18 protein-coding genes are annotated in these 23,310 nt (G+C 65.1%); 10 read left to right on the top strand and 8 right to left on the bottom strand.

The genetic code is table 11. The annotated features are described in order from the left end of the window. The first annotated feature begins 256 nt into the window (after positions 1-256). Positions 257-913, top strand: a complete 657-nt coding sequence (locus tag FFY45_RS11660; protein WP_176340553.1) for a thiopurine S-methyltransferase — start codon at positions 257-259, stop codon at positions 911-913. A 281-nt stretch (positions 914-1,194) separates the two neighbouring features. Here FFY45_RS11660 and bfr read toward each other — a convergent pair whose 3' ends face one another. Continuing rightward, positions 1,195-1,680 (bottom strand): bacterioferritin, encoded by a 486-nt coding sequence (bfr, locus tag FFY45_RS11665; RefSeq protein ID WP_043889738.1) that lies wholly within the window; start codon positions 1,678-1,680, stop codon positions 1,195-1,197. Between the two features lie 145 nt (positions 1,681-1,825). Between bfr and FFY45_RS11670 the strand changes: the two genes are divergently transcribed. From FFY45_RS11670 to hpaM, 3 genes are all read left to right on the top strand, one after another. Next, the gene (locus FFY45_RS11670) at positions 1,826-4,234 is read left to right on the top strand and encodes a penicillin acylase family protein (protein ID WP_176340554.1); all 2,409 of its coding nucleotides are present in this window, start codon (positions 1,826-1,828) and stop codon (positions 4,232-4,234) included. Positions 4,235-4,703: 469 nt separating this feature from the next. Further along, positions 4,704-6,845, top strand: a complete 2,142-nt coding sequence (locus tag FFY45_RS11675; RefSeq protein ID WP_176340555.1) for a TonB-dependent siderophore receptor — start codon at positions 4,704-4,706, stop codon at positions 6,843-6,845. Between the two features lie 243 nt (positions 6,846-7,088). After that, positions 7,089-8,138, top strand: a complete 1,050-nt coding sequence (gene hpaM, locus FFY45_RS11680) for a type III secretion-associated outer membrane-bound protein HpaM (protein WP_176340556.1) — start codon at positions 7,089-7,091, stop codon at positions 8,136-8,138. 56 nt (positions 8,139-8,194) lie between these two features. Here hpaM and asnB read toward each other — a convergent pair whose 3' ends face one another. Then, entirely contained in the window at positions 8,195-9,889 is a 1,695-nt protein-coding gene (gene asnB, locus FFY45_RS11685; protein ID WP_176340557.1) for an asparagine synthase B, read from the bottom strand. 359 nt (positions 9,890-10,248) lie between these two features. On the opposite strand from asnB, the gene FFY45_RS11690 reads away from it, so the two are divergent. After that, positions 10,249-11,121: a tetratricopeptide repeat protein gene (locus FFY45_RS11690; RefSeq protein ID WP_176340558.1), complete on the top strand. Its 873-nt coding sequence runs from the start codon at positions 10,249-10,251 to the stop codon at positions 11,119-11,121. A gap of 194 nt (positions 11,122-11,315) precedes the next feature. Here the strand turns inward: FFY45_RS11690 and dapE are convergent, their stop codons facing one another. The 6 genes from dapE to map are packed head-to-tail and all read right to left on the bottom strand — an operon-like array spanning position 11,316 to position 17,912. Then, complete coding sequence (dapE, locus tag FFY45_RS11695; RefSeq protein ID WP_176340559.1) at positions 11,316-12,443, bottom strand: succinyl-diaminopimelate desuccinylase; 1,128 nt, start codon at positions 12,441-12,443, stop codon at positions 11,316-11,318. Positions 12,444-12,487: 44 nt separating this feature from the next. Further along, positions 12,488-12,844, bottom strand: a complete 357-nt coding sequence (locus FFY45_RS11700; RefSeq protein WP_006450834.1) for an arsenate reductase — start codon at positions 12,842-12,844, stop codon at positions 12,488-12,490. A 1-nt stretch (position 12,845) separates the two neighbouring features. Further along, positions 12,846-13,298, bottom strand: coding sequence for a hypothetical protein (locus FFY45_RS11705; protein WP_343204098.1), 453 nt, complete (start codon positions 13,296-13,298; stop codon positions 12,846-12,848). A gap of 14 nt (positions 13,299-13,312) precedes the next feature. Next, positions 13,313-14,512, bottom strand: a complete 1,200-nt coding sequence (dapD, locus tag FFY45_RS11710) for a 2,3,4,5-tetrahydropyridine-2,6-dicarboxylate N-succinyltransferase (RefSeq protein WP_176340561.1) — start codon at positions 14,510-14,512, stop codon at positions 13,313-13,315. A gap of 17 nt (positions 14,513-14,529) precedes the next feature. Next, a complete protein-coding gene (locus tag FFY45_RS11715) occupies positions 14,530-17,139 on the bottom strand; it encodes a [protein-PII] uridylyltransferase (protein WP_176340562.1) in 2,610 nt (869 codons plus the stop codon). Beyond that, a complete protein-coding gene (gene map / locus FFY45_RS11720) occupies positions 17,136-17,912 on the bottom strand; it encodes a type I methionyl aminopeptidase (protein ID WP_115038029.1) in 777 nt (258 codons plus the stop codon). The genes FFY45_RS11715 and map overlap by 4 nt, the downstream gene beginning before the upstream one ends. A 318-nt stretch (positions 17,913-18,230) precedes the next feature. On the opposite strand from map, the gene FFY45_RS11725 reads away from it, so the two are divergent. From FFY45_RS11725 to FFY45_RS11745, 5 genes are read left to right on the top strand one after another with little or no spacing between them, the layout of a single operon-like run. Then, on the top strand, positions 18,231-18,755 hold the full coding sequence (locus FFY45_RS11725; RefSeq protein WP_043909063.1) for a Csu type fimbrial protein: 525 nt from the start codon (positions 18,231-18,233) through the stop codon (positions 18,753-18,755). An 8-nt stretch (positions 18,756-18,763) separates the two neighbouring features. Then, entirely contained in the window at positions 18,764-19,534 is a 771-nt protein-coding gene (locus tag FFY45_RS11730; protein ID WP_104551763.1) for a fimbrial biogenesis chaperone, read from the top strand. Between the two features lie 16 nt (positions 19,535-19,550). Continuing rightward, a complete protein-coding gene (locus tag FFY45_RS11735) occupies positions 19,551-21,902 on the top strand; it encodes a fimbria/pilus outer membrane usher protein (protein ID WP_176340563.1) in 2,352 nt (783 codons plus the stop codon). Continuing rightward, positions 21,899-22,933, top strand: coding sequence for a Csu type fimbrial protein (locus FFY45_RS11740; protein WP_176340564.1), 1,035 nt, complete (start codon positions 21,899-21,901; stop codon positions 22,931-22,933). The genes FFY45_RS11735 and FFY45_RS11740 overlap by 4 nt, the downstream gene beginning before the upstream one ends. A gap of 48 nt (positions 22,934-22,981) precedes the next feature. Then, complete coding sequence (locus FFY45_RS11745) at positions 22,982-23,308, top strand: hypothetical protein (RefSeq protein ID WP_176340565.1); 327 nt, start codon at positions 22,982-22,984, stop codon at positions 23,306-23,308. Positions 23,309-23,310: the final 2 nt, after the last annotated feature.

The following is a 23,310-nucleotide window of genomic DNA, read 5'->3' on the forward strand; positions in this document are numbered from 1 at the left end:
GCCCTTGCCGGCCCACCATCGCGGGACACGCCGCAAGTACGTCCATGTAGGCTCTTACGCGGCATCCATGCCGCGTAAGGTCCCACGATGGTGAGCCGGCAAGGACCAGTCGAGAGGGTCGGTTTGCATGGTGCAAGCAGTGCACGTCGCGCGGCTGTCCGATGCGCTGCTTTCTGATCGGCTCCTTTCGATCTGCAATGTCACTGCCATCCCCGACGTCACTTCACTGGTCAACGCAAGACAACAAGACAACATCATGGATACAGATTTCTGGCTGCAGCGGTGGCGGGACGGTCAGACCGGCTTCCATCAGGACGAGGTGATGCCGCTGCTGCAAAAGCATTGGCCGGCGTTGCAGTTGCCGAAGGCTGCCCGCGTGCTGGTGCCGTTGTGCGGCAAGACACTGGATATGCATTGGTTGGCCGCGCAAGGCCATCGCGTGCTGGGTGTGGAAGTATCGCCGTTGGCCGTCACGCAGTTCTTCGATGACGCAGGCCTGCAACCGCAGCGACACACCAGCAGCGCCGGCGAGCACTTTATTGCCGGCCCGATCGAAATCATCTGCGGCGATGCCTTTGCACTGGACGCAAGCGTGGTGGCCGATTGCAGCGCTGTCTATGACCGCGCTGCATTGATCGCCCTGCCCGCGGCGCTACGTCGGCGCTATCTGGAGACCGTCTATGCGCGCCTGTCCACAGGCTGCTGCGGTCTGCTCATCACGTTGGAGTATCCGCAAGCCGAAAAAGCCGGCCCACCCTTCTCGGTGGATGCCGCCGAGGTGTACGCATTGTTCGACGCGCAGTGGCAGGTGCAGGCGTTGGAACACCGCGACATCCTGGATCAGGAGCCGCGCTTCCGTGCCGATGGCGTTACTGCGCTGTCGACCGGGGTGTATCGCCTGCAACGTAACTGACGATTGCGTTCGAACGCGCTGTCGCGCCCGAACGCCGCCTTCGCATCAGTCGGCCGCTGCATGCGTCGCACAATGCGCGAGTCGCAAGCCAATCGAGACCGCGTGGCCTTGCACCACGCGGTGGTTCTGCACGCGCGCGTGATGCGCCAAGCAACACACCGCAGCAGACGGTCGGTAGATGACGCAGGCCGCGCAGCAATCGCGATGCACAGCGCGGCACCTGCCGACTGCGAAGCTGTGCTGCGCCAGCTCTTCGGCTGCGCAGCGCCCAGTCGCCCGACTCAGCCGGCCACGTGGCCCTTGTCGATCTTCGAGGTCTGGTACAACTCCAGGCCAATGCGCTTGATCAGGCCGAGCTGCTGCTCCAGCCACCAGGCGTGATCTTCTTCGGTGTCCTGCAGCTGCTTGAGCAGCATGTCGCGGCTGACGTAATCGCCGTGCTCTTCGCACAGCTTCATGCCGGCGGCGAGCGCAGCGCGCACTTCGTATTCCACCACCAGATCGCGCTCGAGCATCTCCACCACGGTCTTGCCGGGCGCAAACTCAGACGGCCGCATGTCCGGGTCGCCTTCCAGGAACAGGATGCGCCGCAGCAGCGCGTCGGCGTGCTCGGTCTCTTCCTGCATCTCGTGATTGATGCGCTCGTACAGCGCCATCAGGCCCTGATCTTCGTAACGGCGCGAATGCAGGAAATACTGGTCGCGTGCCGCCAGCTCGCCGCGCAGCAGCTGCTTGAGGTAATCGACGACTTCGGGATGGCCTTTCATGGTGTGCTCCAGCGACGCAATGCGCGCATGGTGCCCTAAGCAGCCGGGCAATGATCTAATCGGAATCACTTTCAGTTGCGTTGCCACCAGACCCGCCACGGTCATGACGGCGCGCCACACTTTGACCGAGCTCAAGGAATCGACAATGCGCAAATGGCTGGGCCGGCTGCTGCTGGCAATCGTGGTGTTGGTCGTGGCGGCCGTGTTGGCCGTGTATCTGTTGATGCGTGGCAGCCTGCCGCAGCTGGACGGCAATAACGCACTGCACGGCCTGGCGGCGCCGGTCAGCGTGCAGCGCGACCGATTGGGCGTGGTCACCATCGATGCGGCCAGCCAGGTCGATGCCATGCGCGCGCTCGGCTATGTGCACGCGCAGGAGCGCTATTTCGAGATGGATCTGATGCGCCGCGCGCCGGCCGGCGAACTCTCCGAGCTGTTTGGCGCCGCAGCGCTGGACCTGGACAAACGCAATCGCGTGCATCGGTTGCGTGCACGCGTGCATGCCAGCCTGGACATTGCTGCAGGCAGCCAGCGCGCAGCATTGCAGGCCTATACCGACGGCGTGAATGCGGGGCTGGCGGCCTTGCGTGTGCGTCCATGGCCGTACCTGCTGCTGCGGCAGACGCCGCGCGCATGGACGCTGGACGATTCCATCCTCACCGGCATGGCGATGTACGCCGACCTGCAGGACAACGACAACCAGACCGAACTGGCCATCGCACGCATCCGCGCGGTGGTGCCGCCCGCACTGGCGGCGCTGCTCGATCATCAGGGCTCCAGCTGGGATGCACCGCTGTTCGGGCCGGCACTGGGCGATGCGGCGCTTCCGGATGCGGCAACGCTGGATCTGCGCCGTTTGCCGCATCCAGCCGCTGCACCACGCGCCGAACAACCGACCCCGGGCAGCAACAACTTCGCCGTGGACGGCAGCCTCACCCGCGATGGTCGCGCCATCGTCGCCGACGACATGCACCTGGGCCTGCGTGCGCCCAACATCTGGTTCCGCGCGCGCTTGCGGTATCCGGATACCAGCGCGCCCGAGGGCAAGGTGGATGTCACCGGCTTCACCCTGCCCGGCCTGCCGGCGGTGGTGGTCGGCAGCAATGGGCACGTGGCCTGGGCGTTCACCAACAGCTACATCGATACGGCGGATTTCGCGCGGATTGCGCCAGCCACGCCCGGGCATCCGCAAGCGCTCACCACGCATGCCGAAACGATTCGTGTGGCAGGCGCTGCACCGGTAAGTTTTCCCGTTCGCGAGGCGGTCTGGGGCCCGATCCTGCACGAGAATGCCGACGGCAGTTTGCTCGCACTGCGCTGGGCCGCGCAGCTTCCCGGCGCAATCCGCCTGGATTTCGCGCAGATGAGCAGCGCGGCGGATCTGCAGGCGGCCTTTGCGGTGGCGGATCGCTCGGGCATTCCCGCGCAAAATCTCGTACTGGCCGATCGCAGCGGGCGCATCGCCTGGCGGCTGATCGGTGCACGCCCGGCACGCAATGCGGGGTGCAGCCCGAGCGGTATTGCCGAACTTGGGACCTCGGCGCAGGAGTCGAACGAGGCGTTGCCTGCGGCTGCCGGCGCGGTCGCCTCCGAACCTGCGCCGACCGGCTGCGTGCCATGGCCCGTGCGCAGTGACGATGCACCCGCCTTGATCGACCCACCCGCGCACCGGCTCTGGACTGCCAACAGCCGCATCGTCGATGCGCAACAGCTGGCGACACTCGGCAATGCCGGCTACGACCTGGGCGCGCGCGCGCAGCAGATCCGCGACGATTTGTTCGCCAAACAGCGTTTCAACGAACTGGATCTGCTCGCCATCCAGCTCGACGATCGCGCCGTGCTGCTCACGCGGTGGTGGCAGTTGTTGCGCAGCGTGGTCGAACACAGCAAGGACCCGGCGCTGCAACAGATCGAAGTCGCCACGCGGCAGTGGGACGGGCATGCGTCCACCGGCTCGGTGAGCTATCGCATCGTGCGCGGTTTTCGCAGCATGACCATCGATGCCGTGGAAGCCGGACTGCTGGCACCGGCAAACGCTGCACTTGGCGATGACTTCCTGCCGCCGCGTCGCGCGCAGTTGGAAGGCATCGTCTGGCCGTTGCTGCAGCAGCGCCCTGCACATTTGTTGCCGCCCACGTACACCAGTTGGTATCAGTTGCTTGCCGATGCTGCACGCAGTGCGCAGACGGATTTAGCTGCGCAGGACGGCCCCTTGAGCGAGCGTACCTGGGGCGAGCGCAATACCGCCGCGATCTGCCACCCGATCGCGCGCGCCTTGCCTGCCCTCGCCAAGCGCTGGCTGTGCATGCCGCCGGATCAACTGCCCGGCGATCGCGACATGCCGCGCGTACAAGGCCCGGCCTTCGGCGCCTCCGAACGCATGGTGGTCTCGCCCGGCCACGAACGCGACGGCATCGTGCATATGCCCGGCGGCCAGAGCGGACATCCGTTGTCGCCCTTCTGGGGCGCGGGGCATGACGATTGGGTGCATGGCCGGCCGACGCCGTTTTTGCCGACGACTACGCGTTACACGCTGCGACTGCAGCCGAATTAGGCGTGATTGCGTTGTCAGATCTGTCGGGTACGGGTCTCGGCGGAAGCGTAGAAAAAGAAGTATAGAAATGAAGCGCAGGAAGAGGTGGGCTGCAGTAGCCCCTCTCCCGCCGGGAGAGGGGTTGGGGTGAGGGTACGGGCGCACGCCGTGCTACCGATTGCATGCGATGCAGCTCATCCTGCACTAGCGTCAAGCGGCTCCCTGCATGACAGACGGCACGCGGCTGCGCTCGCACCCTCATCCGCCCTTCGGGCACCTTCTCCCGGTGGGAGAAGGGATGCGCTGCACGTCTGCGTGTCCACATGTCTGAAGTTCTGCGTTCTACAAATCTGCACGTCTGCAAATCTCCACCCTGCACCTCTCAAAACCTACGCCCGGCTCAACACCTACACCCGGCCCTAGCGGTCCACGCAGCGAAGCGAGCACATCATGCTAAGATGCATTTGATAACCATTCCCATTAGTGACCAATGCGCCCCACGCTCCTTGTCACCGCGCTTACCGCTGCGCTCGCCCTGCACTCGCCATCCGCTTTCGCTCAGCACACCAGCACCTCAGCAGCCGTCACCGACCTGGATGGCGTCGATGTCATCGGCCGTGCGCAAACACTCTACAAGTCCGAAGACGCCGCAGTTGCCACGCGCACCGATACGCCGCTGGCGCTGGTGCCGCAATCGGTGCAGGTGCTGCCGCGCGAATTGATCGACGACCAGGCCGCGCGGCAGATCACCGATCTGTATCGCAGCATCAGCGGCATCAGTTTCTTCAGCTATGCCGGCGTCACCCTGCGCGGATTCCGCCAGGAAAACGTGTTGTACGACGGATTGCGCGGCGATCCGTATGCGGGCTTCTCGGTGCCGCAGCTGTTCAATATCGAACGCGTGGAAGTGCTCAAGGGCCCGGCCGGTGCGTTGTACGGCGGTGGTGAGCCTGGTGGCGTCATCAACTACGTCACCCGCAAACCTGGCCATCAGGCTGCGCGTCGGGTGGAGCTGCAGGTAGGCAATCAATCCTTCGGTGCGGCCTCGTTCGAAGCCACCGGCCCGGCACGCGACGATGGGCGCATCCGTTACCGCATCGGTGCTTATGCCGATGGCGAGGATGGCTTTCGCCGCAACACCGATAGCCAGAGCCAGATTGGCGATGCGTCGGTGGCGTTCGACATCGGCCAGACCGGCGAGCTCACGCTGCAGTACACCGACATCACCCAGAACCTGGGCGGCAATCGCCTGCGTGGCGTGCCGGTGGATGACGCCGGCAACTTCCTCACCGACCGTCGCTGGAACCACAACGAGCCCACCGATTTCCTCGACATGCGCGCCAAGGTGGCGTTTGCGCAGTACCGCTTTGCGCCGTCGGATGCGTGGGACGTGGACATGGCGCTGCGCTGGTTCAAGAACGACGAGCATCAGATCTATCACGAGCCGATGGGCTTGATCGACCGTGATGGCGACGGCACCGCCGAATGGATGACGCGCCAGTTGCGCAATCAGTTCCGCGACAACGATGCGATCTCCAGCAACGTCAACGCGATCTTCCGCACCAGCATCGGCGCGATCGAACACAAGCTACTGATGGGCGCGGATTATTACCGGCTGGATGCGGATTTCCGCGCGCAGACCGCCAACACCGCCGACACCGGACGCACGCGCGGCCCGGTGCCGGGCATCGATCTGCTCAACCCGGTGTACGGGCGCAGCGGCTTCTACGACTATGGTCTGGACAGCCTGCCCTGGCGCGCCACCAGCACCCGCAGTCAGCGCTATGGCGCCTATCTGCAGGACGAACTCACGCTGACGCCGCGCTGGTATGCGATGGCCGGGCTGCGCTGGGACGGCTTCAAGGACGACAACCTGCTGGATGGCTCGCGTGTCACCGGCAACGATCTCAGTTGGCGCGTGGGCAGCACCTTCGTGCTGCGCGATGGCGTCAATGCCTACGCAAGTTATGCCAGCGGTTTTCTGCCGCAGGAGGCGGCAAATCAGGACAGCAGCGTCGGCGGGCCATTCGATCCCGAGCGCAGCACGCAATGGGAAGTCGGTCTGAAAACCGCGCTCAACGATGGCGGGCTCACGCTCAATACTGCGCTGTACCGCATCGAACGCAGCAATATCGTGCAAGCCAACGGCAGCATCGTCGATGGCGTCAATCAGCTCTCCGCGCTCGGCCTGGTGCGCAGCGAAGGCCTGGAAGTGGATCTGCTGGCCGACCTCACCGAGCGCTGGGTGCTCAATCTGACCTACGCCTACAACGATGCGCGCGTGCTCGATGCAGGCACCAACGGCATCACCAATGCCTCCGGGGACCGCTTCGCCAATGCACCGCGCAACACCTTCGGCCTGTGGACGCGCTATGACCTGCCGGCCTGGAAATCGGCAATCGCCTTTGGTGCCGATTACGTGGGCGAGCGGGTCAGCCTGGAAGGCCAGCGCGTCAAACCGTATGCGATCTTCGACATCAGTTGGCAGACGCAGTGGGATGCGTGGAAGCTGCAGGTCAACGTCAAGAACCTGTTCGACAAGGTCTATGCAGTGAGCGGTTTCACCGAACGCACCGGGCATTTTCCGGGCGAACCGCGTCGCATCTATGCGCAGCTGGCTCACAGTTTTTAAGCGTGGCAACCGCGCACGTGCTCAGCTCTTGATCGCTACGCTCAACTGTGACGTTCGTCAGCCACTCCGGCGTGCCGCACACGCCGTTGCGGCCTCCACCACAGCGACGCAATGAACCTGCGCAGAATCGCGCATGCCGGAATCAGCCAGACCTTAACGTTCGGTGGGACACACTAGAGGCCGTGGCGATATGGAGTTCATCTCCACACCATCGCTCCCCTCCCCCCACTGACCGGAATCCGCATGCCTCAGCTTGCCCGCTCCGTTGCCGCCCTGTTGCCATTGTTCATTGCCACTGCCTGCTCGGCTGCGCCACCCGCACAAGCGGGCCCACCGGACGCGCCCGTCGCCGCGTGCACCGCCAAAGTGCGCCCCGGCCAGGATCTGCAAAAAGCCATCGACAAGCTTCCACAAAGCGATACGCCTGCGGTGTTGTGCCTGGAAAAAGGCGAATTTCCGCTCAACGGCCTGGTCTCGATCCACCGCGGCAATCTCACCTTGCGCGGCAAGGGCCCGACCACCGTGCTGCGCATGGCCGATGGCGTGCAGCAGCCGGCGCTGGTGGTCGGCGATTACGAAAATCAGCAGCCGATCGGTGTGATCCGCAACGTCAGCATCGAAGACATGCAGATCGTCGCCAGCACCGGCGACAAGGAATTCATGCCCGAGCGCCCGTATCTGAGCAATAGCGCGGTGGTGGTGCGTTCCGGCCAGGGCATCCGGCTTGCCGGCCTGCAGGTCAACAAGTGCCGCAGCGCCTGCTTGCTGAGCGAGTACGACACGCGCGAGATCACCATCGAAAACAACGATGTCTCCGGTGCGATCTGGGATGGCGTGTCGTTCAACCGCACCGCCAAGGTCACGATGGTCAACAACTACATCCACGACAACGTGGCGGCAGGCCTGACCACCGAGCACCTGGAAGACAGCGAAATCCGCAACAACCGCTTCGAGCGCAATGGCAGCCAGGGCATCTATCTGTCGGATGCGCGGCGCAACCGCTTCAGCAACAATCAGTTCGAAGGCAACAAGGTCGCCGGCATCTTTCTGGCCTGTGCGATTCGCTACCGCACCCCGGAAATCCTGTGCTGGGACAACAGCATGAGCCAGGACAACGTGTTCGAGAACAACCGCTTTGCCAGCAATCCGTTCACCTACACCATCGGCGTGGACCGCGCCGCCAACTGCACTGCGGGCGACTTCAAGCCGAACCTGTGGCGCAACAACCAGGCCGATGTGGCCGGTGTGGATATCGAGCCGCAGCGCTACGGCTATTGCGTACGCCACGAGTGATCGCAACAGTGGCCGGCAGTGCGCAAGCGCATGCCGGCCACTGCACTGCAGCAACGTTACGAAGCCAACGCCTGTTCGTGCACGCCGGCAATCGCACGGCCGGACGGGTCGGCCATCGCGGCAAAACTCGCATCCCAGGCAATCGCGGTCGGCGACGAACACGCGATCGACTTGCCGCCAGGCACTGTCTCCGCAGCCGCCTGGCTGGGGAAGAACTGCGCAAACAGCGTGCGATAGAAATACGCTTCCTTGGTCTGCGGCGGGTTGACCGGGAAGCGCTTGTCGGCCGCGGCCAACTCGCGATCGCTCACATGCGCGGCGGCATGCGCCTTGAGTCCATCGATCCAGCCATAGCCCACGCCATCGCTGAACTGCTCTTTCTGTCGCCACAGAATCGACTCGGGCAGATAGCCGGCGAAGGCTTCGCGCAACACGCACTTTTCCATGCGCATGGCGCCGCTGCTGGTCTTGTCGATCATCTTGAAACTGGCATCCATGCGCATCGCCACATCCAGGAACTCGCGATCCAGGAACGGCACGCGCGGCTCCACGCCCCAGGCCATCATCGACTTGTTGGCGCGCAGGCAATCGAAGTTGTTAAGCGCGTCGAGCTTGCGCACCAGTTCCTCATGGAATTCGCGCGCGTTCGGCGCCTTGTGGAAGTACAGATAGCCGCCGAAGATTTCGTCGCTACCTTCGCCGGACAGCACCATCTTGACGCCCATCGCCTTGATGCGCCGCGCCAGCAGGAACATCGGCGTGGACGCGCGAATGGTGGTGACGTCGTAGGTCTCGATATGACGGATGACTTCCGGCAGCGCATCCAGACCTTCTTCGAACGTGTATTCGAAGCCGTGATGCACGGTGCCCAGCGCGGCGGCGGCAACTTCGGCGGCGGCCAGATCCGGCGAGCCCTTCAAACCGATCGCGAACGAATGCAGGCGCGGCCACCAGGCTTCGGTGGTGTCGTTCTCTTCGATGCGATGACGTGCGTAGCGCGCGGCAACGGCGGCGACCAGCGACGAATCCAAGCCGCCAGACAACAGCACGCCGTACGGCACGTCGGTCATCAACTGGCGATGCACTGCACGCTCGAACGCCTCGCGCAATTCCTGCAACTGCACCTGCACGCCTTCCACTTCGGCGTATTCGCGCCAGGCACGCTCGTAGTAGCGGCTCAATGCGCCGGTGGCGCTATCGTACCAATGACCGGGCGGGAACTGCGCGGCATCGGCGCAATCGTCGACCAGCGATTTCAGTTCGGAGGCCACCCGCAAGCGGCCTTCGCGATCATGGCCCCAATACAGCGGCACTACACCGATCGGGTCGCGCGCGATGATCACCCGCCCTGCTGCCTTGTCCCATAGCGCGAACGCAAAGATGCCGTTGAGACGGTTGAGGTACGAGGCCGGCGCGTCTTCGCGATACAGTGCGTTGATCACCTCGCAATCGGAGCCGGTCTGGAACGCGTACGGCTGCGTCAGTTCCTGCTTGAGCTCGCGATGGTTGTAGATCTCACCGTTCACCGCGAGGGCGAGCTGCCCATCTTCGGACAGCAACGGCTGCGAACCACCAGCCGGATCGACGATAGCCAGGCGCTCATGCACCAGGATCGCGCCGGTATCGACATACACGCCGCTCCAGTCGGGACCGCGATGGCGCTGCCGCTGCGAACATTCCAGTGCCTGCCGGCGCAATGCCTGCAGATCGTCACCGGGTTGCAGGCCGAAAATACCGAAGATGGAACACATGGAAACACTCCTGATGAAACTGCGGGGGTTGGCGGCCGGTGGAAGAGCGTGCTGCACGAGAATGACACCCATAAAAAAACCCGCATCGGCCGATGCGGGTTTTCTGATTCCTGGGCGTTTGCTGTACTTCGCCTAGTCGCAGATCCGCATCGGCCGCGCACGATTATTCGCGCGCAGATTGTTGCGGTTGGCGTTATTGACGAGGTTGGGCAGGAGCGATGACATGACTCGACCGTATCCCGCTTTCGACGGCGGCGCAACTGTTGCGATGGCAACCAAGCCCGGCATCGCAGACCACGCCGCGGTCGCACCGGCGCATTGCGAGGATAATGACCGCCCCAACAATCGGCAGTAATGGAATGACCCCACGCATCGGACGCATGCCGCCCCTGGCCCTGTTGCTTGCAGTGTTGCTGCAGGCCTGCAGCAGCACCCCTCCGCGCACCGATCCAGTCTATCTGCAACAGCTGGAACAACAGGCGGCCGATGGCAGTTTCGACAGCGCGTGGAATGCGGCCGAACGCCTGGAGGCACGCAACGACCCGCGCGCCATCCACTGGTACGAACGTGCCGCGGCGATCACCCCGTGGACGTTCCGCAACACCCGCGCCGAACTGGCGCTGGGACGAATCTGGGCAAGCGGGACGCTCTTCCATCCCGAGAGCCCGTACATCGACCAGCGCGTCGCATTACGCGCGTCGCCGCGCAAGGGCGAGCGCTGGTACCTGGCAGCGGCCATGCATGGAAACCCGTATGCCATCGCCGAGCTCGCCAAGTTCCACCGCGACCGTGGAGAGGCGGCTGCAGCGTTGCGCTGGGATCTGCGCGCGACGATCTATGAGCGCTCCGCATCAGGATCGTCGGGGCTTCCCGCCGCCATCGCGCCAAGCGGCGGTGCATTGCACCCGCTGGTACGCGACATCCAGCGCCGCGCCCGTAACGGCGATGCCGAGGCGCTGGTCGATCTTGGCGCGCTCCATGAAAAAGGAATGGGTGGCGTGGACAGAGACGGTACGGAGGCGCTGCGCTGGTACCGGCGCGCGGCGGACCAGGGCAATGTGTATGGTCAGTATTTCTCCGGTCTGCTGCTCGGACGCGGCAGCAGTGGCGTGACGCGCGACGTGGAGACGGCGGCAACCTGGTTTGCCAAGGCGTCCGCACAGACGTTCTATATCGCCGACGAATCGCATTGGCGCGAGGCGATCAAACCGCCGTTCTGGACGTTCGACTAGCCCCCGAGCCTTGTGCGTCCATGCCACTTAGCTGCGCAATGCAAGCGAGATGCTGCTGCAATCCAAAAGGTCTTAGTGCAGCTTGGCGATGCCCGCGTCGCGCAGCAGCATCGGCATGCCGCAGGTGACCGCATGCCGTGGCGCTGACTGCGTAGTGTGCAAACCAGCGCATGGCATGGGCATGGCCCGGCAATTCAGACCAGCAGGCGTTCGATCAGTGTGCGGTACAACGCCGGCAGCGCTTCCAGATCGGCCACGCGCACATGCTCGTCGACCTGGTGGATGCTGGCGTTGACCGGGCCGACCTCAATGCATTGCGCACCCAGCGGCGCGATGAAGCGCGCATCGGAGGTACCGCCGCCAGTGCTCTCTTCCGGCGGCGCTCCCGCAAACTGGCCCAGCACCTCGCGCGCGACGCTGCGCAGGCGCCCTTCCGGGGTGTAGAACGGCTCGCCGCTGCGATGCCAGCGCAGCGAATACTCCAGCGCGTGACGATCCAGCACTGCGGCAATCTCCGCTTCCAGACGCGGCGCATCCCAATGCGGGGTGTAACGCAGATTGAAGGCCACCTGCAGCTCGCCGGGGATCACGTTGTTGGCGCCGGTGCCGGCATGGATATTGGAGATCTGCAGGCTAGTCGGCGGAAAACTTTCGAAGCCATCGTCCCATTGCCGCGCAACCAGTTCGGCCAAGGCCGGGGCTGCCAGATGGATCGGATTGCGCGCCTTGTGCGGATACGCCACATGCCCCTGCACGCCTTTCACCGTCAGCGTGCCGGACAGGCTGCCGCGGCGGCCGACCCGCAGCAGGTCGCCCAACCGCTCGGTGGACGACGGCTCGCCGGTGATGCACCAATCGATCGCCTGCCCACGCTCGCGGAACAGCTCGGCCACCCGCCGCACGCCATCGATGGCATCGCCTTCTTCGTCGGAGGTCAGCAGCAGCGCCAGCGTGCCGGTGTGCTGCGGATGCGCGGCAACGAACTGTTCGGCGGCGACCACGAATGCGGCCACTCCACTCTTCATGTCGGCGGCGCCGCGCCCGTACAGCACACCATCGCGAATCTGCGGGTCGAACGGATCGCTGGTCCACGCCTCGCGCGGCCCCGGCGGCACCACATCGGTATGCCCGAGCAGCACCAGCACCGGCGCACCGCTGCCATGCGTGGCCCATAGATTGTCCACCTCGCCCAGACGCAGGTGTTCGATAGCAAAGCCGGCGCGCGTGAGCCGCTGCGCGATCAGTTCCTGGCAGCCGGCATCGTCCGGCGTCACCGACGGGCGGGAAATCAGTTCACAGGTGAGGTCAACAATGTCGGACATGATCGGGAATCACTGTAGAAGTGGGGAGCTGCGGCAGCACTGGCTCACGCAACGCCGAAGCGCTGCTTGAAACCGTTGTCCGAAAATCCCTGGCTGAGCTGGCCGTCATCGGTGATGACCACCGGGCGGCGGATCAGTTGCGGATACTCGCGCAGCAGCAGTTTCCATTCGGCTGCGCTGGCAGCGGCCTTGCGGTTGTCCGGCAGTTGCCGCCAGGTGGTCGACGACTTGTTGATCAGCGCATCGAATCCGCCGGCCTGCTCGGCCCACGCCACCAGCGTCTCCGGCTCGGGCTTGTGATCGCGGTAATCGACGAAGGTGTAGGCGACATCGAAGCGGTCCAGCCACTTGGTGGCTTTTTTGCAGGTGTCGCAGTTTTTGAGTCCGTATAGCGTGGTCATGTCATGCAGTTCCTGTGGTTGCGCGGCGCGCATCGGCGCGCGCCATCAGGTCGGTGGCAAGCAGTTCGGCCGACTGCCCGCGGGCAGGCAGGAAGATCACCGGTGCGTCGCCGGCCTGCACCTGCAGTGCCAGGCGCACCGGCGGAATCAGCCAGGCCGGCTCGACTGCGCGCAGGTCACGCAGGTCGATGCGCTGCCGCCGTCCCTGGCGCTCGACCAACAAGGCATCGCCGACGTCGTAGATCTGCGCCCAGCGCGCCGGTTGCCGCAGCCAACGCAGGGCCATCGCCACCACCAGCGCCGGCACGATCCAATGCCACGGCCCGCCGGTTGTGACCCTAGGATCCCGGGTCAGCACGCCGACCGTGTAAAGCACGCCCCAGCCCAGCCAGAATGCCGGGATGCCCCACCGCACCCAGCGCGATGCGGCCCTGGACAGGATGTCCTGGTGCACGTTCGGTTGCGTGCTCAATCGGCAAGGCCACGCAGCAGCTCATTGACGCTGGTCTTGCTGCGCGTCTTGGCATCCACCTGCTTGACGATCACCGCGCAATACAGCGAGTGCGAGCCATCCTTGGACGGCAGCTGCCCGGACACCACCACGCTATACGGCGGCACATAACCATACGAGATTTCGCCGGTGGCACGGTTGTAGATGCGCGTGCTCTGGCCGATGAACACGCCCATGCCGATCACGCTGTGATGCCCCACCACCACGCCTTCCACCACTTCCGAACGCGCGCCGATGAAGCAATGATCTTCGATGATGGTCGGGCTGGCCTGCAGCGGCTCCAGCACGCCGCCAATGCCGGCGCCGCCGGACAGATGGCAGTGCTTGCCGATCTGCGCACACGAACCCACCGTGGCCCAGGTGTCGACCATGCTGCCTTCGCCGACGTACGCGCCGATATTGGTGAAGCTCGGCATCAGCACCACGTCCTTGCCGAAATAGCTGCCGCGACGCGCCACCGCGCCCGGCACCACACGCACTCCGGCCTTGCGGAACTCGGCCTCGTTGAAGCCGGCAAAACGCGATTCCACCTTGTCCCAGAACGGCGCCGGCTGCGCCTCGATCACCGCCATCTCGTTGACACGGAAATACAGCAGCACCGCCTTTTTCAGCCACTCGTTGACGGTCCAGCCACCCTGCCCGTCCGGCTCGGCGACGCGGAACTCGCCGCTCTCCAATCCGTCGATGACGCGGGTGACGATGGCGCGGGTAGAGCCGTCGATTTCGTCGATGGTCAAGCTGGCGCGGCGCTCGAATGCACTCTCGATACCGAATTTGAGTTCGTCAGTGCCCACCTGCGCGGCAACGCTGTGCACGGCCTTTTCGGCGATCGGCAGTTTCTTGGCAGCGGCAGCCTTTTTGGCCGCCGGCGCAGACACCACGCTGGTCGGCTGCTTGGCCACGCGCGGTGCGCTGGCGGCGACTTTCTTTGCAACGCTCTTCTTGGCAGCAGCCTTGGTGTCGGCAGCTGCGACAGCGGTGGCCTTGCGCGCAACAGGCAGCTTGCCTGACTTACTGACTGCCTTACTTACCGGCTTGCCGACCGACTTGTTGTCACTCGGCTTGCCACTCGCCTTGCTGCTCTTTGCGGTCGCGCGCGCAGGCGCTGCGCTGGTCGTGGTCGCGCTCTGCTTGCGCGCAGTCTTCTTGGTAGCCATGGGGGTCTCCGGAGGTGCTAGGTGGGATCGAGACAGGCGCACAGCGCATCGCGCAGCGCCTGCCGGGCGGATTCGGACAACGGACGGTCGTGCTCGTCGGTGATCTGGAACTGGTCTTCGGCGCGCTCGCCAAACGTGGCAATGCGCGCGTCGTGCACGCGCAGGTGTTGCAGGCGCAGCACGTTGGCCACGTCGGCCAGCAAGCCGGGGCGATCAGGTGCGACCAGGCTGATGCGGGTGCGGCGGCCGCCAGCGCTTTCGCTGAATTCCACGCGCGGCGCAAAGCGGAAATGCCGCAGCTGGCGCGGCACCGCACGCCGCGAGGGACGCACCTTCTGCAGGTCGCCGGCCAGCACCTGCCGCAAGGCTGCAGCCAGACGCTGCGGGTCGCCATCGGCAGAGCTGTCCTGCGGCAGCACTTCGAACACGTCGAAGATGGCATCGTTGGGTGCATCCAGCACGCGTGCGCGGTGGATGCCGTAGCCCTTGCGATCCAGCGTGGAGACGATCGCCGAGAACAACCCGTCCCGGTCGCGCGAGTACACAAACACTTCCAGTGCATCGTTGTCCGGCACTGCGCGCCGCGCCTTGACCGTGGTCTGGCCGATCTGCACTTCGATCAACGACACCGCCTGCCAGGCCAGTTGCTCGGGACGGAAACGCAGGAAATTCTCGTCCGGCATGCCAGCGAACTGACGATCGATGGTGGCATCGTCGTGCCCTTGCGCCTGCATCAGCGCGCGCGCGGACTCGCGCGCTTCGCGCAGGCGTTCTTCGCGCGGCGGCGGATGTTCCAGACCTTCGCGCAGCGCGCGGCGCGCAGCGAAATACAGATCGGCCAGCAGCCGGTCCTTCCATGCATTCCACAATTTGGGGCTGGTGCCGGCGATGTCGGCGCAGGTCAGCAGATACAGATAGTCCAGCCGCTCGCGCGTGCCCACCAGCATGGCGAAACGATGGATCACCTCCGGGTCGGAGATGTCCTGCTTCTGCGCGGTCACCGACATGCGCAGATGCTGCTCCACCAGCCAGGCCACCAGCGCGGTATCGCCTTCGCTGAGCCGATGCGCCTGGCAGAACGCGCGCGCATCCACCGCACCCAACTCGGAATGATCGCCGCCACGGCCCTTGGCGATGTCGTGAAACAGACCGGCCAGCAGCAGCAATTCCGGCTTGCGCAAGCGCGGCCAGACTTCGTGCGTGATCGAAAAACGTTCGTCGGCGCGACCGGCCGCAAACAGCGCGATATTCCGCAGCACCATCAGCGTGTGCTGGTCCACCGTGTAGACATGAAACAGGTCGAACTGCATGCGCCCGGACACGCTGGCGAATGCGGGAATCCACTGCCCCAGCACGCCCAGGCGCGCCATGCGATTGAGCGTTTCCATCGCACGCGGGCCGCGCAGCAGCCCCATGAAACGGTCGCGCGCGGTGGCGTCGGCCACGTCGTAAGCCGGCAGCTCGCGCAGCACCTCGGCCAGCGCGCGCGCGGTCAGCGAATGCAGGCCGCGCACCTCGCGATGCGCCGCCCACTGCGCGAACAAGGCAAACACCTGCAGCACATCGCCGGCCGGCCAATCATCCGCGTCGGCCGCCAGATAGCCGCGGCGCAGGCTGAAGCCGCCACCGAGCGGTTCCGGTACCGCTTCGCCATCGAATTGTTCTTCGAAGCGCTGCAACAACCGGTCGCTAATGCGGCGGATCAATGCAGCGCTGCGATAGAAGCGCTGCATCATCTTTTCCACGCCCAGGCTTTCCGGGTCGTCGGCAAACCCCAGCCGCTGCGCCAGGGTCTTTTGATAGTCGAAACGCAGGCGTTCTTCCGGCCGGTTGGCGACGATATGCAAACCGAACCGCAGCCGCGCCAGTTCTTCGCGCTCGCGCCGCAGCGCCGCAGCCTCGTCGAAGCCGACATGGCCAAGCCCGACCAGCGCTTCCAGATCCTTGACGCCGAAGGCGCGCAGCGCCATCCAGCCCAGCGTTTGCAGATCACGCAAGCCGCCAGGGCCGTCCTTGATGTCCGGTTCCAGATTGTCGGCGGTGTCGCCAAAGCGCTGATGCCGCGCCAGCAGTTCTTCGCGCTTGGCCTGGAAGAATTCGCGCGCCGGCCACACCCGTTGCGGGGCGATCGCTGCGGCCAGTGCCGCGCGCGCCTCGCTCCCTGCAACCAGCGGGCGCGATTCGATCAATGCGGTCAGCACGGTCTGGTCGGCTGCAGCGGCGGTGCACTGCGCAGCGGAGCGCACCGCATGACTGATCGGCAGGCCCACATCCCACAGCAACGCGAACAAGCGCGCCAGGGCCTGCTCATGCTGTTGCTGCACCGCGCTTTCGCCCAGCACCAGCACATCCACGTCCGAACGCGGAAACAGTTCGCCACGCCCGTAACCGCCAACCGCATGCAGCGACAACCCGGCATCGGCCGGGATGCAGCGCGTCCAGGCATTGCGCATCAATTGGTCGACCGCGCGTGCGCGCAAGGCCACCAGGCGTTCGATCGGTTCACCCTGATCGAAGCGCTTGCACAGCCGCATGTCCGCATGCACCAGCAGCGGACGGGCCTGCGCGGCCCACTCGGCATCGCCGGCGACACCCGGGTCGGGTCGATCCGCCGGCGTGGCCGTCATACCGGGGCGGGCGCGTTCGGCGACAGCGTCAGCACATCCACGCCGTCTTCGGTCACTGCGACCATGTGTTCCCACTGCGCGGACAACTTGCGGTCCTTGGTGACCACAGTCCAGCCATCGGGCAGCGTCTTATGGTGGTAGGTGCCTTCGTTGATCATCGGCTCGATGGTGAAGGTCATGCCGGGCTTGAGCACCAGGCCTTCGCCGGGACGGCCGTAATGCATCACCTGCGGCTCGTCGTGATAGACCTTGCCAATACCGTGGCCGCAGTAATCGCGCACCACGCTGAAGCGCTCGGCCTCGGCGAACTTCTGGATCGCATGGCCCACATCTCCCAGCGTCGCACCCGGCTTGACCGCACGGATGCCGCGCCACATCGCTTCGTAGGTGGTATCGACCAGGCGCTTGGCCATCACTGACGGCGTGCCGACGTAATACATGCGGCTGGTATCGCCGTGCCAGCCGTCTTTGATGACGGTGACATCGATATTGACGATGTCGCCTTCCTTCAGGACTTTGGCCGCGCTCGGGATGCCGTGACAGATCACGTTATTGACCGAGGTGCACACGCTCTTGGGGAAGCCGCGATAACCGACATTGGCAGGAATGGTCCCCTGCACGTTGACGATGTGGTCGTGGCAGATGCGGTCGAGCTCGGCAGTGGTCACGCCCGGTTGCACGTGCGGGGCCACGATGTCGAGCACCTCGGCGGCCAGGCGGCCGGCGACGCGCATCAGTTCGATTTCTTCTTTGGTTTTTAGATTGACGCTCATGGTCCGGATTATCGCCGATTCGGGCTGAATCTGAACGACCCGCACAGCCGTTTTTTGCAAAACACGCCGTTACGGCGGAAGCGGGCGGTGCAGCAAAAAACTGGCGTCACTGCGCATTCATGTGTGACGTAGTTCGAGGAGCGTCAAAGTCTCCATTAACGGAGTCATCCGCATGACATCCCAATTTTGCGAAAAGAACCAGATTAAACAGCTAGATAGCGCGTGAATTCGGCGTTATCGTTTGGCACAGCTGATGCATTGGAGGGAGGGCGACACGTCGTCGCGTCACCAATGACCAGACCGGTCAAGGAAATGTCCATGCGTACTGTCCGTCCTGTCCTGCTGTCCCTCGGCCTGCTCTCGACCATTGGCGTTGCCACAGCAGCCGATACCACCACATTCAACGTCAAGATCGCCGTCACCAAGGCCTGCACCATCACGGCGGCGTCTGCGACGGACGTCGACTTCGGCTCGGTGTTGTCCACCTCGACCGCCAATGCCGACGCCAACGGCAGCGTTACCGCACAGTGCACCGCGTTGACGCCGTACAACATCGCCTTGAGCGCAGGCAGCAATGCCGGCACCGCCAACGACGTCACCACCCGCCGCATGAAGAACACCGATGCGCTGGTCACCACCAACAACTTCATCGCCTACCAGCTGTACCAGGATCTGGGACGCAGCACGGTGTGGGGCAGCACCAGCGGCACCAATACGCTGAGTCGTACCGCCACCGGCATCAACCAGGTCTATCCGGTCTACGGCCGTGTGACCAACCCGTCCGCCAACAATCCGGCAACCGGTGCGTACCAGGACACGATCACCGCCACGATCGTCTATTGAGCGCGCGCATGCCCTTGCACCACCGCCTGTCGTCTCGCATGCCGGCGTGGCTGGTCACGACCGCAATGGTCTTGACGCTCGCACTGAGCAGCGCCTGGCCGCTGCTATCGGCGCGCGCAGCGAGCCTGCAATTGGCACCGACCTCGCTGACGCTGAGCGCAGAACAGTCCGCCGACGGACTGTGGCTGAGCAACAGCGGCGGCGTGCCGGTGCAGGTGCAGACCCGCGCCTATCGCTGGACCCAGCGCGACGGGCAGGACCAGCTCGACCCGACCCAGGAACTGCTGGTCAGCCCACCGATGCGGACCCTGGCCGCCGGCGAGCGCCAGCTGATCCGGGTGATCCGCGCCGGGCCTGCGCCGACCAGCCAGGAAGTCTGCTACCGCATCATCGTCGACGAATTGCCTAATGCCGATGCCGACCGCAAGGGCATGCAGTTCGTGCTGCGCTACTCGGTGCCGATCTTCGTGCTGCCGCCTGGAAAAGCCGAGCCCACGCCGACCTTGAGCACGCAAGTGGTGGCCGGCAGCGACGGCAATGCGCAGATCCAGATCAGCAACACCGGCAATGGGCATGCCCAGGTCGCCGACCTGCAGCATCGCGTCGATGGCGCGACCAAGACCACATTGAACGGACTGGTGGGCTATGTACTGCCCGGCCAGACCATGCGCTGGTCGCTGGGTGCACCGCTGGCGCAGTTCGCCCGCGGCACCATCATCGCAAGGATCAATGGTGAGGCGGACGAACGCACCCTGTTGGCAACGCCGACAGCGCCGTGACACGGCCCGGCTGGCGATGACGCTGCTCGCGACCGCCACCTGCCTGGGAAGCGCCGCGGCTGTCGATCTGGCCGACGTTGCCGCGCTGCCCGATCAAACCCCGCAAAGCGCCAGCGCACTGCCGCAGACGCTGTACCTGGATGTCACCCTGAATCAGGCCGACCGCGGCCTGGCGCCGTTCGAACTGGTGGACGGCCACCTGCGTGGGTCGGTCGAAACGCTGCGCAAGCTCGGTTTCATCCTGGCCGACCGCAGCGCCGGCGAGCTGGTCGATCTGGATCGCCTGCCCGATGTGGAAGTGCGCTACGACGCCGCGCTGCAGCGGCTGGCGCTGCAGGTGCCGCTGGCGCAGCTGTCGCTCTCCACCACGGTATTGAAAGCCGAAGAAGTCGCCCCGCCCAGCGCCACCGCCTCCCCGGGCATGCTGCTCAATTACGACGTCTATGCCACGCGCAATGCCGGTGCCAGCAGCGTGTCGTTGGCGACCGAACTGCGCGGCTTCGGCATCGGCCGCGGCATGGTCGACACCACCGCCGTGTTCCTGGCCTACGACCGCCCGCAGGACCAGCGCTGGCGCAGCGAAGCGGTGCGCCTGGACAGCGCCTGGCAGATGGATTTCCCGGACACAGCCACCAGCCTAACGGTCGGCGACTTCTACAGCGGCTTTGTCGACTGGAGCCGCTCGATCCGCCTGGGCGGCGTGCAGATCGGCCGCAATTACGCCTTGCAGCCCTATCGCGTGTTGACGCCGACGCCGAGTTTTCTGGGCGAAGCGGCGGTGCCTTCGACCATCGAGCTGTACGTCGATGGTCTGCGCCAATACAGCGGCCAGGTGCCGGCCGGGCCGTTTCAGCTGGCCGCACAGCCGGGCATCAGCGGCACCGGCCAGGCGCAGATCGTGGTGACCGATGCGTTCGGCCGCGTGCGCCGGCTGGACTTCGCGTTCTACGGCACCCCGCAACTGCTGGCGCGCGGCATTTCCGAATGGTCGGCCGGGATCGGCCACCTGCGCCAGGACTACGGCGTGCGCTCGTTTTCCTACGATGCACGCACGGTCGCCAGCGCCACCCTGCGCAAGGGCCTGCGCGACGATTTCACCATCGAGGCGCATGCCGAAGCCGGCGGCGGTGTGGTCAACGCCGGTGCTGGCGGCATCTGGCTGCTTGGCGTGGGCGGCGTGTTCAACCTCGCCTATGCGCACAGCCAGATGGACGACCTGCACGGCGGCCAGTACGTACTGGGTTACGCCTGGAACAACCGTCGCTTCAACTTCAATCTCGGCACCCAGCGCACCCACGGTGACTACCGCGACCTGGGCGCGCTGCAGGGCGCATTGCCGGCACGCATCAGCGACCGCGCGGTGTTCGGCGTCAACGTCGCTCCGATCGGCTCGCTCGGCACCAGCTACGTGCGGCTGAGCTATCCGCAAGGCGACACCTCGCGCTATGCCAGCGTGTTCTGGTCGCGCAGTTTCGGGCGCAACTGGGCCGCCAATCTGTCCGGCAATCAGAACCTGGACGTGCGCAGCGATCGCAGCCTGTATCTGTCGCTATCGACCACCTTCGGCGAGCTGCGTCAGGCCAGCGCCTCGATGCAGCGCAACGGCAACCGCACCGGATTTGTGGCTGATGTCAGCCAGCCGTTGCCGGGCGACGGCGACCTGGGCGGCATCGGCTGGCGCCTGCAGGGGCGTGCCGGCGACGATGCCAGCGGCGGGCTGGCCGAACTTGGCTGGTTGAACCGGGTCGGCCGCTACAACCTCGGCGCAGCCAATCAGGATGGCGACAACTTCGGCTACGCCAGCGCCAGCGGCAGCCTGGTGTGGATGAACGGGCGTGGCTTTGCCGCGCGCGATATCCAGGATGCGTTTGCGGTGGTGTCCACCGACGGCCAGGCCGGCATTCCGGTGCGGCTGGAGAATCGCCTGATCGGCGTCACCGATGCGCGCGGCACGCTGCTGGTCACCCCGCTGCAATCGTGGCAGCGCAACCAGTTGTCGATCGACACCTTGAACCTGCCGGCAGATCTGCGCGTGGACCGCGTCGATACCGCAGTGACGCCGCGCCAGCAATCCGGCGTCGCGGTGCGCTTCGGCATCACCCGCGTGCGTGCGGCGATCATCGTATTGCACGACGCACAAGGCGCCCCGCTGCCGGTGGGCAGCGTGGTGCAGCGCGAGGGCGATGCCGAGCGCGTCGTGGTCGGCTACGACGGCGAAACCTATCTGGACAATCTGCAGAGCGACAACCGCCTGCTGGTCGACTTGCCGCAGGGCCGCTGCAGCGCGCAGTTCACCTATCCGGCCAACCCGAGCGGCATTCCGCGGGTGGGGCCGCTGCAATGCGTCACCGAGCAGAAAACGCCATGAACCTGCACCGCATCTGGCGCCTGGTGATTGCACTGGCTATCGCGATGTTATGGCTGGCACCAAGCCAGCGCGCGCAGGCCGACACCACGTGTACCGTCACGCTGGGCACGCCGTTGGCGTTCGGCAATGTGGCAGCCAATGGCACCACCGATGCAGTGGCAACGCTCAACGTCTCCTGCGCAACCGCCGCGCTCAGCGTCCTGGGCTATGCACAAGTGAGCCTTTGCCTGGACCTGGGGCCAGGCAGCGCCAGCAGCGGGCTGTATGCACCGCGCCGCATGCTCAACTCCACCAGCGACAGCCTGGACTTCCAGGTCTACAGCGACGCAACACGCACCCAGATCTGGGGCGCCACCGGATCCACAACGCCCTCGCCGCGCACCTTGACGCTGTCGTACGGCGTCCCCTTGATCACCGGTGGCTCGCAGACGGCCACCATCACGCTGTACGGACGCATTCCAGCCAACCAGATCCTGTCGGTCGGCAACCACACCAGCAGTTTCGGCGGCGCCGACACCGTGCTGCGCTATGCCTACAACGAAAGCATCATCGGCATCCCACCGCTTCCGGGCAGTTGCATGGCCGGCGGCAGCGGCGCCAAGACCGCCAGCAACGCCTTCCCGTTCACCGCCTCGGCCAACGTACCGGCACGCTGCAATACCTACGTCACCACCGATCTGGATTTCGGCAGCATTGCCGGCACCATCAGCACCGCCATCGACCGCAGCTCCACCATCAGCCTGACCTGCACCAACCGGACCGCCTGGAACATCGGGCTGGGCGACGGCATCAACGCCACTGGCAGCGTCCGCCGCATGCGGCATTCCAGCAGCGCCAATTACATCGCCTATGAGCTTTACAGAGACGTCGGCCGCGGCAGCCGTTGGGGGACCAGCATCGGCGTCGATACGCTCAGCGGCACCGGCAACGGAGTGGCCCAGACGGTGACCGTTTACGGCCGCGCGCCCGCACCGCAACTGCCCATCGCAGGCGACTACAACGACACGGTGACCGTCTCCATCACTTATTGACAGTTAATCAAGTTCGCATCCGGGGCGTCGCTATTTGTTACGTCTCCAATGCAAACGATTGCCTTCATGATGCCGGTCACCCTCCTGAAGCGCCTGATGCTGCTTGCTCTGTTCTGCAGCGCGTCTGTGGCCAATGCTGCGGCCAGCCGCGGCCCGGAAAATTCCACCCTGCACATCGGCCTGCGCCTGCTCAGCGGTTGCGAGCTGCGCACCACGCCGCCGCGCGCCAGTTGCTCCAGAGGCACGCCGATGGCGATCGCCCAGCCGGCGCGTGCCGCCGAAACACCGGCCATCGCAAGCACCGGCCAGGACGCCAGCGCATTGGCAGGCCCGGCACCGGCAACCACCGCACGCATCACCACGATCGCGTTCTGACC

This window comes from Xanthomonas hortorum, from assembly GCF_011305375.1.
Taxonomy (GTDB): Bacteria; Pseudomonadota; Gammaproteobacteria; order Xanthomonadales; family Xanthomonadaceae; genus Xanthomonas; species Xanthomonas hortorum_E.

Coding starts and splice junctions, on each gene's coding strand:
- FFY45_RS11660 (WP_176340553.1), top strand. CDS start 257: ATGGATACAGATTTCTGGCTGCAGCGGTGGCGGGACGGTCAGACCGGC.
- bfr (WP_043889738.1), bottom strand. CDS start 1,680: ATGAAAGGCCATCCCGAAGTCGTCGATTACCTCAAGCAGCTGCTGCGC.
- FFY45_RS11670 (WP_176340554.1), top strand. CDS start 1,826: ATGCGCAAATGGCTGGGCCGGCTGCTGCTGGCAATCGTGGTGTTGGTC.
- FFY45_RS11675 (WP_176340555.1), top strand. CDS start 4,704: ATGCGCCCCACGCTCCTTGTCACCGCGCTTACCGCTGCGCTCGCCCTG.
- hpaM (WP_176340556.1), top strand. CDS start 7,089: ATGCCTCAGCTTGCCCGCTCCGTTGCCGCCCTGTTGCCATTGTTCATT.
- asnB (WP_176340557.1), bottom strand. CDS start 9,889: ATGTGTTCCATCTTCGGTATTTTCGGCCTGCAACCCGGTGACGATCTG.
- FFY45_RS11690 (WP_176340558.1), top strand. CDS start 10,249: ATGACCCCACGCATCGGACGCATGCCGCCCCTGGCCCTGTTGCTTGCA.
- dapE (WP_176340559.1), bottom strand. CDS start 12,443: ATGTCCGACATTGTTGACCTCACCTGTGAACTGATTTCCCGCCCGTCG.
- FFY45_RS11700 (WP_006450834.1), bottom strand. CDS start 12,844: ATGACCACGCTATACGGACTCAAAAACTGCGACACCTGCAAAAAAGCC.
- dapD (WP_176340561.1), bottom strand. CDS start 14,512: ATGGCTACCAAGAAGACTGCGCGCAAGCAGAGCGCGACCACGACCAGC.
- FFY45_RS11715 (WP_176340562.1), bottom strand. CDS start 17,139: ATGACGGCCACGCCGGCGGATCGACCCGACCCGGGTGTCGCCGGCGAT.
- map (WP_115038029.1), bottom strand. CDS start 17,912: ATGAGCGTCAATCTAAAAACCAAAGAAGAAATCGAACTGATGCGCGTC.
- FFY45_RS11725 (WP_043909063.1), top strand. CDS start 18,231: ATGCGTACTGTCCGTCCTGTCCTGCTGTCCCTCGGCCTGCTCTCGACC.
- FFY45_RS11730 (WP_104551763.1), top strand. CDS start 18,764: ATGCCCTTGCACCACCGCCTGTCGTCTCGCATGCCGGCGTGGCTGGTC.
- FFY45_RS11735 (WP_176340563.1), top strand. CDS start 19,551: ATGACGCTGCTCGCGACCGCCACCTGCCTGGGAAGCGCCGCGGCTGTC.
- FFY45_RS11740 (WP_176340564.1), top strand. CDS start 21,899: ATGAACCTGCACCGCATCTGGCGCCTGGTGATTGCACTGGCTATCGCG.
- FFY45_RS11745 (WP_176340565.1), top strand. CDS start 22,982: ATGCAAACGATTGCCTTCATGATGCCGGTCACCCTCCTGAAGCGCCTG.